The organism is Flavobacterium sp. GW823-FHT04A11, assembly GCF_058796535.1.
This window is the reverse complement of record NZ_CM179503.1, coordinates 65,831-78,186: the sequence shown is the minus strand read 5'-3', so window position 1 is coordinate 78,186 and position 12,356 is coordinate 65,831. Positions and strand designations below refer to the sequence as shown.

Annotated in this window: 12 protein-coding genes; 4 read left to right on the top strand and 8 right to left on the bottom strand. The window is 32.6% G+C overall.

All coding sequences use genetic code 11. The features are described 5' to 3' along the window. The first annotated feature begins 77 nt into the window (after nt 1-77). Nucleotides 78-854 (top strand): ABC transporter ATP-binding protein, encoded by a 777-nt coding sequence (locus AC3QL1_RS00395; protein WP_492494275.1) that lies wholly within the window; start codon nt 78-80, stop codon nt 852-854. On the opposite strand, the gene AC3QL1_RS00390 is transcribed toward AC3QL1_RS00395, so the two are convergent. The 3 genes from AC3QL1_RS00390 to AC3QL1_RS00380 form a co-directional block, all read right to left on the bottom strand. Continuing rightward, the gene (locus tag AC3QL1_RS00390) at nt 847-1,329 is read right to left on the bottom strand and encodes a hypothetical protein (RefSeq protein WP_492494274.1); all 483 of its coding nucleotides are present in this window, start codon (nt 1,327-1,329) and stop codon (nt 847-849) included. The two genes, AC3QL1_RS00395 and AC3QL1_RS00390, sit on opposite strands and share 8 nt — an antisense overlap. Nucleotide 1,330: 1 nt before the next feature. Beyond that, entirely contained in the window at nt 1,331-1,786 is a 456-nt protein-coding gene (locus AC3QL1_RS00385; RefSeq protein WP_492494273.1) for a tRNA (cytidine(34)-2'-O)-methyltransferase, read from the bottom strand. Nucleotides 1,787-1,852: 66 nt separating this feature from the next. Next, complete coding sequence (locus AC3QL1_RS00380; protein WP_492494272.1) at nt 1,853-2,434, bottom strand: pseudouridine synthase; 582 nt, start codon at nt 2,432-2,434, stop codon at nt 1,853-1,855. 139 nt (nt 2,435-2,573) lie between these two features. Between AC3QL1_RS00380 and AC3QL1_RS00375 the strand changes: the two genes are divergently transcribed. From AC3QL1_RS00375 to AC3QL1_RS00365, 3 genes are all read left to right on the top strand, one after another. After that, nucleotides 2,574-2,948, top strand: a complete 375-nt coding sequence (locus AC3QL1_RS00375) for a hypothetical protein (RefSeq protein ID WP_492494271.1) — start codon at nt 2,574-2,576, stop codon at nt 2,946-2,948. A gap of 146 nt (nt 2,949-3,094) precedes the next feature. Next, nucleotides 3,095-3,847, top strand: coding sequence for an SDR family NAD(P)-dependent oxidoreductase (locus AC3QL1_RS00370; protein WP_492494270.1), 753 nt, complete (start codon nt 3,095-3,097; stop codon nt 3,845-3,847). A gap of 309 nt (nt 3,848-4,156) precedes the next feature. Beyond that, the gene (locus AC3QL1_RS00365) at nt 4,157-7,576 is read left to right on the top strand and encodes a choice-of-anchor J domain-containing protein (protein WP_492494269.1); all 3,420 of its coding nucleotides are present in this window, start codon (nt 4,157-4,159) and stop codon (nt 7,574-7,576) included. 57 nt (nt 7,577-7,633) lie between these two features. Here the strand turns inward: AC3QL1_RS00365 and AC3QL1_RS00360 are convergent, their stop codons facing one another. The 5 genes from AC3QL1_RS00360 to AC3QL1_RS00340 all read right to left on the bottom strand — a co-directional run bounded on the left by AC3QL1_RS00360 (nt 7,634) and on the right by AC3QL1_RS00340 (nt 12,155). After that, complete coding sequence (locus AC3QL1_RS00360) at nt 7,634-8,164, bottom strand: MepB family protein (RefSeq protein WP_492494268.1); 531 nt, start codon at nt 8,162-8,164, stop codon at nt 7,634-7,636. A gap of 40 nt (nt 8,165-8,204) precedes the next feature. Beyond that, nucleotides 8,205-10,277: a hypothetical protein gene (locus AC3QL1_RS00355; protein ID WP_492494267.1), complete on the bottom strand. Its 2,073-nt coding sequence runs from the start codon at nt 10,275-10,277 to the stop codon at nt 8,205-8,207. Then, nucleotides 10,274-10,789 (bottom strand): RNA polymerase sigma factor, encoded by a 516-nt coding sequence (locus AC3QL1_RS00350; RefSeq protein WP_492494266.1) that lies wholly within the window; start codon nt 10,787-10,789, stop codon nt 10,274-10,276. The genes AC3QL1_RS00355 and AC3QL1_RS00350 overlap by 4 nt, the downstream gene beginning before the upstream one ends. A gap of 84 nt (nt 10,790-10,873) precedes the next feature. Next, entirely contained in the window at nt 10,874-11,272 is a 399-nt protein-coding gene (locus AC3QL1_RS00345; RefSeq protein WP_492494265.1) for a hypothetical protein, read from the bottom strand. 4 nt (nt 11,273-11,276) lie between these two features. Continuing rightward, nucleotides 11,277-12,155: a protease complex subunit PrcB family protein gene (locus tag AC3QL1_RS00340; protein WP_492494264.1), complete on the bottom strand. Its 879-nt coding sequence runs from the start codon at nt 12,153-12,155 to the stop codon at nt 11,277-11,279. Between the last annotated feature and the right edge of the window lie 201 nt (nt 12,156-12,356).

Sequence of the window (12,356 nt, the reverse complement as noted above, 5' to 3'; positions counted from 1 at the left end):
GCTAGTAAATTTTAAAATCACTTATTCAATCCAATAAGAAAACCTATGTTTCTATGTGTTTAAAAAAATACGCACCAATGAAAACCATTCTAAAAACTTCAAATCTAAATATTGGCTACAAGTCCAAAAAAGAAAGTGTGACCATAGCTGAAAACATGAATTTGAATTTGTCTTCTGGAAAACTCATTGCTTTAATTGGTGCAAACGGAATAGGGAAATCGACTTTATTAAGAACCATCACAGGAATTCAGCAGCCTTTATCAGGAAATGTTTTTCTGAATGATAAAAAAATAGATACGTACAAACCGCTGGATTTAGCACAGAATTTAAGTTTAGTTTTAACTGAAAAATTACCGCCAAGTAACCTGACTGTTTTCGAACTCGTTGCTTTAGGAAGACAACCTTATACAAATTGGATTGGAACTTTAACTGAAACAGATATAGAGAAAGTTCAGGAAGCTATGCAATTGACTCAAATCGAACATTTAGCTACAAAAAAGCATTACGAAATTAGCGACGGACAATTGCAAAAGGTTTTAATTGCCAGGGCTTTGGCACAAGATACCCCGCTAATTATTTTGGATGAACCTACCACACATCTGGATTTACTGCACAAAGTTTCGCTTTTCAAATTATTAAAAAAGCTTACACAAGAAACTCAAAAGTGTATTCTGTTTTCAACACACGATATCGATTTGGCGATTCAGTTAAGCGACGAAATGATTATAATGACACCCGAAATGGTCGTTCAGGATGAACCTTGCCATTTAATTTCAAATGGAAGTTTTGCAACTTTATTCAAAGACGATCATATTGTTTTTGACGCCCAAAAAGGGAAGTTTGTAATTACCTAAACGATGTTTTTTCTCTATTAAATCTACTTCTATGTACTTTAAGAGTAATCGATAATTCACTAATATCTGTGCTATAATTTGCAAGATCAAATTTCATTACCTGACCAGAATCAATAATATAGTAGACAAAATAGTACTTAATATCTTTTTCATTTCTATATTCAGTAATAACTCTTTCATTTTCAATATTGCTCCACGGAACAAGAATTAAATCCTGATATTGAATTCCCTCAGCATTAATTTTAAATTGAACTTCATCAATTCTTTTTATTTCTTTAATTAAATAAGGAATCTGAAATAGAAAAATTCCCAATAACACAAGAGATATAATAGATTTATTCTCATTAAGAAAATAGATAGCAGCGATAGCAAGTCCAATCAAAAGTAAGATTCTTAAAAGAATATATGTTCGCGTATAATAAATAAAGACTTCTTTTGAATAACTGAGATTATTTGCGTCAATAAGTGGTCTCATACTAGACCTTCAATTTAATCTGGCGTTTCGCTTCTCCAACAACAAAAGCTACAGAATTGGCAATATTAAAACTGCGGATTAATTTTGACATCGGAATAGTTAAATGATTTTCAAAACGTGCTAAAACTTCCTTGCTTAAACCAACACTTTCTTTTCCGAAAACCATCCAGTCGCCATCCTGAAAATCGGTTTCTAAATATGATTTTTCGGCATGCGAACTCATTAAAAATACACGGGAATGATCCGGAATTTGTTTTACCCATTCGTCTACATTTTGATATTCGGTAACATCAAGATGCACCCAATAATCCAAACCCGAACGTTTTAGGTTTTTATCGTTAATTACAAAACCAAAAGGATGAATTAGATGCAGGCGACTTTCAGTTCCCACACATAATCTCCCAATGTTTCCGGTATTATTTGGTATTTCCGGTTCTACAAGAACAACGTTTAGCATTTTTTTGAGTTAAGAGTTAAGAGTTATGGGTTATGAGTTTTTAAAAATTATCAAATTATCAAATTATCAAATTGACACATTATCTAATTGAAAATCTTTCACTTCGAGAACTTCTCCCGCTTTTAAGTTTTGCAAATATACATTTCTTATTCGAACACGAACCAATCTTAAAGTGGGAAAACCAACCGCCGCAGTCATTTTACGAACCTGACGAAATTTGCCTTCATTTACAGTTATTGACGCCCAGGAAGTTGGTCCGTGACGTTCATCCCGAATCTTTTTTGCTCTGGGACCAAAATCAGGAATTTCGGTAACGATAAATGCAGAGCAGGGTTTTGTTTTGTATTTTCCACCTTCAAAGCCTATTTCAACACCTTTTTGTAGTTGTTCAATTGCTTCGGGAGTTATTACGCCATCAACCTGAACGTAATATTCTTTGTCAACATTTTTGCTTCTTATTTGTTCGCTTACTTTTCCATCAGTAGTTAGTAAAAGCAATCCTTCAGAATCTTCGTCAAGTCTTCCAATTGCCATTGTTCCTTCGGGAAAATCATGCAATTCACCTAAAAGCTTTTTCTTTCTTTTTAGTTCATAAATAAACTGGCTTAAATAGCCGTAAGGTTTAAAAAGAATGAAATGACGATGCATAGTTTTATTTTTTGCAAAGATAGTTTTGTTTCATCTTATTAAAAGAATAATTCAAGAATAAACTAAAAGCTATGTTAAACCCTTTCGTTTTAAAATTTAGAATTCGTAATATTAGTAAAGAAACTCAAATAATAAAGATATGGACACAAATGATTTAGGCTCTAAAAAAATAAACGGAGTACAGAAAGACATAGATGAATCTAAAGGGAAAAATATTCCACACGATGGAAAAGCAGATGATGCCAACCTGAAAAAAGAAGTCGTAACAGACAAGGATGGAAATAAAGAAGTTGTGGAACGGGCACGAAATGAAAACGAAGACATTAAAAAAGTCAAGGGCGATGTGAATCCGAATAATGCAAATGCAAATCGCGGTGTTGCAACAGAAGAAGAAGCTGAAAAAACGGTAGAGAATAAAGATAGAAATTCTGACGTTACACCCAATCGATATTCAAATTCAAATCCGGAAAGTCATAAAGACAGAGGGAATATGAAATTAGATGAAGATAAGTAATAAGAAAAATTTAATGGTTTTAGGTCATTTTAATGTAAAATAACATTAGATTATGAAAGTGCGTTAATGTTATTTTAAACTTGGCTTTTGAACTGGTCAGCCATCAGGATCTTCGTAAATTGTAGGTAAATTTAAAATATATTAAAATGGCACTTTTAGACAACAAAGTTGCTTTTGTATCCGGCGGAGGTTCAGGAATTGGACGCGCAGTTGCAGAAGCCTACGCCCGTGAAGGCGCAAAAGTAGTAATATCTGATATAAATGTAGAGCACGGTGAAGAAACCATAAAAGTGATAAAGGAAAATGGCGGAGAAGCCTTTTTTGTAAAAGGAGATTCATCGAGCGCGGCAGACAATAAACATATGGTTGAGGTAACCGTTTCTAAATACGGTCGGCTTGACATCGCCTGCAATAATGCAGGAATGGGAGGACCGGCGAAACCTACGGGAGAATATGAGCCGGAAGCCTGGGATAAAGTAATTGCGCTTAATTTGAGCGGTGTATTTTATGCCTGCCGTTATCAATTGGAACAAATGGAGAAAAATGGAGGAGGAAGTATTGTAAATATTGCTTCGATTCATGGTCAGGTTGCAGCGCCGCTAAGTCCGGCTTACACAGCTTCGAAACATGGAGTTGTAGGTTTAACAAAAAACATAGCAGTAGAATATGCTCAGAAAAATATTCGTTGTAATGCTGTAGGACCAGGTTATATCGAAACGGCTTTATTAAAAGATAATTTAAATAAAGATATGATGAATGCCGTTGCTGCAAAAGCACCGATGAACCGTTTAGGAACTGCCGAAGAAATTGCAGAACTGGTAACATTTTTAAGTTCAGAAAAATCATCATTTACTACCGGAAGTTATATTATTGCCGATGGTGGATATACAGCAATATAAAGTATTTTTTTATAAAATTTCTAAAGCTATCTCGTAATGAGGTAGCTTTTTTTATGTAATAAAGTTTTATTTTTTTAAACAAAATAATAAGTTTTTATGTATTAAAAAATAATTATATATTAATTCGTACAAAAACATATAAACTTGTAAAGTCTTTATATATGTGAGAATAATTAAATAAAGGAATAAATAATTTGATTTTTAATGTAATATGTTCATAAAATGGAAAGCAATAAGTTTAAGTTTTCACAATATTCTCTTAACTTTAAAGATTATAAATTTGATTTCTAAAAACTCTATTTTAAAAGTATGAAAAACAATTACTCTTTTAGTCACCTAATGACTTTTTTAAGTTTTTTCTGTTGCTTGTCAGGAAATCTTTTTGCCCAGACAATGCCTGCGGCACAAACTTTGCCTTATCAGCAAGATTTTTCATTTGGTGCCACAATAACAACATATCCAGTTGGATTTCAAGGTTGGACAGCAAGTGTATCACCAGGTTCTACCTATAATGTAAGCGGTACTATAGTAGCCGATAGACCTTTAATAGCAAGCAGTACAGCAGCTACTACGAGTGGAAATTTTCATAATTATAATGGTAAAATTGGATTTTTGAATAATAGTAGTCTCGATTTATCAATTGGATTCGCAATAGATGCTACAAATCAAAAAGGTATTCAGGTTAAATATGAAGCCATGACAATACGTAATCCTTATGGAACAGGAACAGGAACAGGATATTCAGATCGTATTAATGAAATGGTTTTAGAATATCGTGTTGGTACAACTGCAGATTTTAAAATATTATCAGAAACAGCTTATCAAAATATTCAAACAGCAGTTACGACGGGCATTGCTCCTCAAAATCCCCAAACTATAAGAGTTACATTGCCATCAGAATGTGACAATCAGCCAATAGTTCAAATAAGATGGATTTCTAAGCAAAATTCAGGTGGAGGCTCTCGTCCTTCATTTGCAATTGATAATATTGATATCAGAAGTGACCTTGTCGCACCAGTAACTGTTACTGGTTATCCAAAAACGGATAATATTTTAGGACAAAGTTTTGATTTCTTTAATAGATTAGATGAACCAGGAAAAACATATTATGTACTGTTACTATCTGGAAGTGCAGAACCAACAATTGCTCAAATAAAAGCAGGTCAGGATGCAACCGGAACCGCAGCTTTACAATCTGGATCTTTCAATATTACAGATGCATCTCAGGAATATGTAAAAAGTTTTGCAGGTTTAGCACTTAATACTGCGTATTCTGTTTTCTCTATTTCTGAAGATTCTTATGGAAATGTTCAGTCAACGGTAAATAAAGTCGACGCTACAACTTTAAGTGTTGCTACTCCTACTATATCAACTACAGTTTCTTCTCTTGATTTAGGATTTTCTGAAGCCAATTATAGTTCAGAGAATTTAAGTTATCAGATACAGGCATCAAATCTTACTAATGATGTAGTCGTAACTTCTTCTTCGTCAAATTTTACTATTTCTAAAGATAATACCAAATTTGGATCTACTTTAACATTTGTTGCTGCTGATTTTGCTTCTAATGCATCCCAAACCGTTTATGTAAAGTTTACACCAAATGCAACCAGCAGTTTTTCAGGACAAATTGCACATGAAACAATTGGTGGAACAGGTAAGATTGTTACACTATCAGGAGTTGGAATTAATCCTTATATACAAGGATTCAATGATCCTAATGTATTGACAAACAGCGGATGGACGCAATATAATGTAGCCGGGACTACAAATAAATGGATATCAACAAATGATCCAAGAAACATAAATTCCGGAACGGGAGCGGTTTTAGTAAATGGATTTTCTGATACCGGAGCAAGCAAAGACTGGTTGATTTCGCCAAGATTACGTTTAGATACTTTTTCTCAATTTGCCTTATTATCATTCTATTCACGTAAGTTTTACACTGGACCATCTTTAAAATTAATGGTTTCAACTGATTATGATGGAAAAAGTAGTCCTGAAACTGCAACATGGACAGAAATTGATGGTAAATTTCCAACTGTAACAGGAACTTACGCGCAATCACAATATATAGATTTAAGCGCATTTAAAACTAACAGCACTTATGTTGCCTGGGTTTACGAAACGACTTCAGGTGGGAATACTTTTGCAGCCGAATGGTCATTAGACGACGTTGCTATAACGGAAGAGTCAGGTTATATAACTTCAAATCCTGTTTTAGATTTTGGAGTTGTAAACGAAAATACACTATCTGCAAGTCAGTCTTTTGTTTTTCAGGGAGAAGGTTACGGAGATATTACGATTACAGCTCCTGCAGATTATCAATTATCATTAGACAATATTACGTTTCAATCTAGTATTGTAGTTGAAGCAACAGAAGCAGCAAATAAAAAAACAATTTATGTAAGATTTGCACCTTCTTCAAAACAGTTAAAAATTTCAGGAACTTTAACAGTAACGGGTTTTGGTTTAAATAAACAAATTGGTTCGTTTACGGGTTCTTCGTTGCCAAAAGAAGATACTTTTGATATTGTAACGTATAATTTAGAGTTTTTTGGTACAGATGTAAAAGGTTCTGATGGAAAAGAATTTGGCCCAACCGATGACGCATTACAAATTGAGAATGTAGCCAAAGTAATGAATAAACTTGATGCAGATGTTTATGTTGTGCAAGAAGTATCTGATGAGCCATCTTTAACTGCTTTAATCCAAAAAATAAGTATTAACGGAAAAACATTCGATAAAACAATTTCAACATCATGGTCGTATTCATTTGATGCACCAGATCCACAATTCCCACCACAAAAATTAGTAGTACTTTACAATACACAAACAACGACAGTAAAAAACACCCGTGTAATGTTTAAGAACTTCTATGATCAGATACTTGCCGGAACTCCAAATTTATTGCCTGGTTATCCGGATACTCAAAAAAGCTTTTTTTCATCAGGACGTTTGCCTTATATGGTACAAATAGAAACGAATGTTGGCGGAGTAAAAAAACTACTTAATTTGGTTGATCTTCATGCCCGTGCTAATAGCGGTACCGATATTGGTAAATACAACATGCGTAAATACGATGCTCAGGTATTGAAAGATAGTTTAGATCAATATTATCCAAATTCTAATTTAATCATTTTAGGAGATTATAATGATGATGTAAAAGCGTCTGTTATTACACCAAATCCTTCTTCTTATAAAATGTTTGTTGATGATACAGCAAATTATGATGCACTTACTTTAGGTATTAGTCAGGCAGGTGCTTTCAGTTATTTAAGTTCAAGTGGATTCTTAGATCACATCATGATTTCTAATGAATTAACAGATGAATATATTGCAAACTCAACTGCAGTTTATGATCCTCGTGCTGATATTGCGAACTATACAACTACAACTTCAGATCACGGACCGGTAATTGCTCGCTTTACTCTGAAAAGCGACAATTTATCTACTATAGATTTTGACGCTAAAAAAGGTTTCGCTCAGGCGTATCCCGTTCCTGCAACAGATATTGTAAATATTGTAGTGAAAACGGCTGATGATAAAGATTTAAAATTAAGGCTTTATGATATCTTAGGACGTTTGGTTGGCGGTCCAATTGAGATAAAAGCTTCGCAGGAGAGTAATGCTACTGCAGTTCAGGTTAGTAATTTAAAATCTGGAATCTACTTTTATACCTTAAGTGAAAACAATAAAGTTGTTTTTAAAGATAAGATTATCAAGAAATAATTAAAGTAAGTAATATTTAAAAAGGCTGTCTGAATTTCAGACAGCCTTTTTGTTTTATCAATTTTTGCCAAGTAGAATTTTAGTGCGATTTAAATCTGTGTTATCAGAAATGGATAAGAAATAATCCAATTGCCATTGCTGTGTTTTTTGAGCTTGTTTGCTTGTCGTTTCATCCCAGGGCGGATAAACTCTCGTTGCTCTAATTCCTTCTTTTGTTGAAGTGGTAAAAATTCCCTTTTTCAATAAGATGTCTTTCGGGAAAATAAACTGACCTGCTAAATCTTCTTTCTGAACGCTGATAATTACAAAGTCAATTTCGTCATTATAATCAAAAGGTTCTATAATTCCGTTTTGATTGCGTTTCCATAAAGTTACAAACTGTCCGGTTTTTGTAGGCGTAATTTTAGCTGATCTGAATTTAATCCTGTTTTCACCGATTTTAAAATCAAACGCATCATATTCATGGCTTTCTTTTTCCGGCTGAGGTTCAGAACAATCAAAACCGCAAACATCATAAACCAGTTCTTTGGCAATAAGTAAACTTTTTGGAAACGATTTCGAATCTTCCCAATTCTTTTTAGAAGTCATTTAATGTTATATTTCTTCCGAAATTACAATAAATACAACATTAAAAGTTAACATTTAATCCAAAATTAAATCCCCATTGAAACTGATTGAAAGATTGCTCGTTTAAAGGATTTATATAATAATTCATCGCAGGTTCTACAAATACATTGGTTTTTTTATAAATACGATATTGTAATGTCGTACTCAACAATGAACCGTACACATAATCATTTGCATTTACATTTTCTCCAATAGAACTGCCATTAAGAGCCATATTGTTAGAAATTAGTTTACCCACAAAACCGCCGGTATTCAAACTGATATTGGCTCTGTTTTTATTAAAAACAGAGTATGAAACTTCAAGCGGAACTTCCAGATATCTCAAACTCTGATCTAACTTTCCACGTTCTACATTATCACTTTTTAACGCCATTATCGTATTTTTAGGAACAAATACATAATTGGAATTATCCGAAATTGGAGCAGCGGCAACCGATACATTTTGATTAAAATAATCGCTTTGGGTTAAAAAAGCATTTGTTGTTCTCATATAAGAAACATCAGCAATACTTTGTCCCAATTCGTTGAATTTAACTCCGGAACTTACAGCCCATTTTCGGTTGATTTTGTATTTTGTTTTTACTCCGTAACTATTACTTTGTTTAGAATCGTTTATGTTTCCTAACGTTTTATCTTTTTTATAGTTTTCAGAATTGGCAACACCGGCAAAAACTTCTACCGCCCATTTTTCATTTTTGGCAATAGCGTTCTTTTTCTCTTCTTTTTCTTTTTTAGTTTCAGGCGTTACGGCTACAATTCCTTTTTCTAAATTTTGAAGTTCGGCCAACTGAACAGAATCTTGTTTGCTTAATGCATCGCCAAATTTAGAACTGCTTTTTTGATTGTTAGCGATCGCTTTTTCGTTAATTATAAATTCATTTTTAGGTTCGTTTATACCTGTATTAGCTTTTTTATCTTTGTTTAAAGCTGAGTTAAACGGATTTGAAGCCACATTATTGGTATTATTTGCCTTCAGTTTATCTTCAAAAATAGAAGAAGGAGTTTGGTTTTTAGAATCCTTATTGAATGAATTCGTTTTATTCGGAACAAAAGATTTTTCGGCTACAGCTATATTTTCTTTTACTTTTTCCGTATTCGAAAATTGATTTTTAGAATCTGTATTGAATGAATTGGTTTTATTCGGAACCAATGATTTTTCGGCTACAGCCTGATTTTTATTTGCTTTTTCCGTATTCGAAAATTGATTTTTAGAATCTGTATTAAGTGAATTCGTTTTATTCGGAACCAATGATTTTTCGGCTACAGCCTGATTTTTATTTGCTTTTTCCGTATTCGAAAATTGATTTTTAGAATCTGTATTGAATGAATTGGTTTTATTCGGAACAAATGATTTTTCGGCTACAGCCTGATTTGCTTTTACTTTTTCAGTATTTGGTATTTGATATTGAGAAGGCGAATTAAATGTTTTTTCATTATTCGGAACCAAAGATTTTCCGGCTACTGCCTGATTTGAATTTCTTTTCTCTGAATTTAATGTTTTAGTTTTAGAAGCGGTATTAAATCCATTGTCATTATTTGGGGCAAATGATTCTTCGGCTACAGCCTGATTTGGTTTATTTACTTCTAAATTTGATTTTCCATTTAAAACGCCTTCATGATTTGTTCTTTTTGAATTTAAAGAATTAACTGTAGTTTTTTGATTTTGATTTTTTTGATCTGATTCGTTTTTAACAGAATTATCGGCGTTTTCAAGTACAACGGCATTTTCGCGATTGTTTATTTTGTTCGTCGTTTCGTTTTGGATATTATTTTCCTGAATACTTCTGGTTTTTGAATCATCTGATTCTAATTTTTTCTCCTCGAGAACAACGTTATTATTTTTTTCAGAGCTAGTATTGATAGTTTTAATTCCGGCATCAGAACTAAAATGTAAAACAGTAGGGAGCATCAAACCTAATAATAAGCATGCGGCAGCAGACCACCAAAGAATCGCTCTTTTTTTCTTTTTTGGTTTGTCTAGTTTTTCTTCAATCTGACCCCATAATTCAGGAGGCGGAACACTTGAAAAGTTTTCCATTGATGAAAAAATATCTTCTATATTTTGCTTTTTCATGCTGTCTTAAAATTTTTTATGCTCAAAATTCTCTTTTGCAAAATGCGCTTGGCCCTGTTTAAATTTGATTTTGATGTTCCTTCTGAAATCTTTAGTAATTCGGCTATTTCTTTATGTTTCATTTTTTCAAAAACATATAAATTAAAAACCGTCCTGTATTGATCTGGCAAATCTCGAATATATTCTAACAGTTTTTCTTGTTCTATTTGAGGAATATCGACTTCTTGCTCTTCAATAAAATCAGTATCCGGGTCAAAAACATCGAGAAAGAAACTTTCTTTTTTCTTTTTATTTAAAGTTTCAATCAATTTGTTTATAAAAATCCTTTTGAGCCAGCCTTCAAAGCTTCCTTCAAATTTATATTGACTTATTTTTTGAAAAACAATAACAAATGCTTCCTGAAAAACGTCTTTTGCATCATCTTCGTTTTTCATGTATTTTAGGCAAATACCATACAAAACGGGAGAGAACAACTGATATATTTTCAGTTGTCCCTCTCGGTCATTTTGCATACACTGTCGAATATATTTGTCTAAATCGTCTTTCAAAAAGTGGTTATTTATTTTGGCAAAATTAGCTTTTTTTAACTCATTATGCTATCGCTTATAAATAGTACGGCTGGCATCTGAGTTATTGCTTAAAATGGTTAGGTTTTGATTGTCAAGCTTTTCTATTACATAAGTCTTGCCTTCAAACGTAATAAGATCATGTTCCAGTTGGTCAGAGAAACCTATTCCTTTTTCAAATTCATAAGGACTGTTTCTAATCTCGACATCGTTTTTATAAGTGATGACTCTTCCATTAGAAGTAAAAACAACTTTCTTGCTGTATCCGCTGGTTTTTGGGGTTGCAACATAAGGATTATTCGTTCCTCCAATTGATTTTTCCCAAATCCAGGTATTTACGATTGATTCAGAAGTTATGTTTGCTTTTTCAGCAGCAATAAAACTTGAAAAAAGACCAAAGGCAATAAAAAACAATAAAAGTCTTTTCATAATCTTATTGTTTTAAACTTATAACTTTATCCTGAATGGCTTTTTTGAAAACTTTTATAACGTCACTTTGATCTGCAGTGTCGTTATTATCAATGTAAATTTTAGTTATAGTTCCAGCCTGACGAAGTTGAAAATATACACCACCCTGATCAGCACCGTCAGGAGTACCGTAAGTTTTAGTTTGTCCTTTAATATTCAGAATTTCAGCAGGAACATTTTTTACGAATGAAGTATATTCACCTCTTTTTGTTGTGTTTGTATATTTATATTGCTCAAAACTGTAGTTTCCGGCAGCAACATTTTGAAATTTAAGAATATTGAAGTCATTCAACTGAAAGAATTTTTGACAATCTCCTCCTGTACATTGACTTGCAAAAGTTCCAATAACGATATTATCCGGAGATTCCGTAGTTCTGTTAAAAATGATTGGTTTTGATGTTTTAGGAATCAAAATAAAATCTGAAGGATAAGTAGGCGTTTGTGTAATTTGTTCACCGGCTTGTGGGCTTTTTTCATAAAAATTAATCACAATTTCGCACATATTTTCAACCATCGAAGTCATTTTTATTTCATAACCACTTGTTGGTTTTACCCCGGCATAAACTCCAACCAAATAATTTTTTGTAAAATCAATATTAGGATCGCTTGCAACAGGACAAGTATTAGCGTGTTTTGTAAAATTATCATCCATTTCAGTTTGCGTTCTTACCAACACAGCAAGTGGATTATTAGGTAAAGTTTTTACACTATAATTACATAAAAGAGGAAATCCTGTAAAAGGCACATCTACATCAGTACCGCAATTAGTATTAAAATCGTCGTTGTTAAGAGAGCAGGCACTAATCCCAAAAGCTATAAATAAGCCAAGCATTAATTTTTTCATGATCATTTTTTAATAAGTTATATTTAGTAGATAATCATATTTTAAAAAGGTTGCGTAAAACGACTTTTTTTGATATTATTTTTTTGAAAAATGGTTCAAAATGTTTGTTTAATTTTGAATTGATAATAATTCGTGAAATTTAAATTTTAAAATTCGGCACTACGTATTATTGCGTACTTTTACTTAAAAAATAACTTAGTT

Excerpts from the sequence above, each read along its gene's own strand:
- AC3QL1_RS00395 (WP_492494275.1), top strand. The coding sequence starts at position 78 with ATGAAAACCATTCTAAAAACTTCAAATCTAAATATTGGCTACAAGTCC.
- AC3QL1_RS00390 (WP_492494274.1), bottom strand. The coding sequence starts at position 1,329 with ATGAGACCACTTATTGACGCAAATAATCTCAGTTATTCAAAAGAAGTC.
- AC3QL1_RS00385 (WP_492494273.1), bottom strand. The coding sequence starts at position 1,786 with ATGCTAAACGTTGTTCTTGTAGAACCGGAAATACCAAATAATACCGGA.
- AC3QL1_RS00380 (WP_492494272.1), bottom strand. The coding sequence starts at position 2,434 with ATGCATCGTCATTTCATTCTTTTTAAACCTTACGGCTATTTAAGCCAG.
- AC3QL1_RS00375 (WP_492494271.1), top strand. The coding sequence starts at position 2,574 with ATGGACACAAATGATTTAGGCTCTAAAAAAATAAACGGAGTACAGAAA.
- AC3QL1_RS00370 (WP_492494270.1), top strand. The coding sequence starts at position 3,095 with ATGGCACTTTTAGACAACAAAGTTGCTTTTGTATCCGGCGGAGGTTCA.
- AC3QL1_RS00365 (WP_492494269.1), top strand. The coding sequence starts at position 4,157 with ATGAAAAACAATTACTCTTTTAGTCACCTAATGACTTTTTTAAGTTTT.
- AC3QL1_RS00360 (WP_492494268.1), bottom strand. The coding sequence starts at position 8,164 with ATGACTTCTAAAAAGAATTGGGAAGATTCGAAATCGTTTCCAAAAAGT.
- AC3QL1_RS00355 (WP_492494267.1), bottom strand. The coding sequence starts at position 10,277 with ATGAAAAAGCAAAATATAGAAGATATTTTTTCATCAATGGAAAACTTT.
- AC3QL1_RS00350 (WP_492494266.1), bottom strand. The coding sequence starts at position 10,789 with ATGCAAAATGACCGAGAGGGACAACTGAAAATATATCAGTTGTTCTCT.
- AC3QL1_RS00345 (WP_492494265.1), bottom strand. The coding sequence starts at position 11,272 with ATGAAAAGACTTTTATTGTTTTTTATTGCCTTTGGTCTTTTTTCAAGT.
- AC3QL1_RS00340 (WP_492494264.1), bottom strand. The coding sequence starts at position 12,155 with ATGAAAAAATTAATGCTTGGCTTATTTATAGCTTTTGGGATTAGTGCC.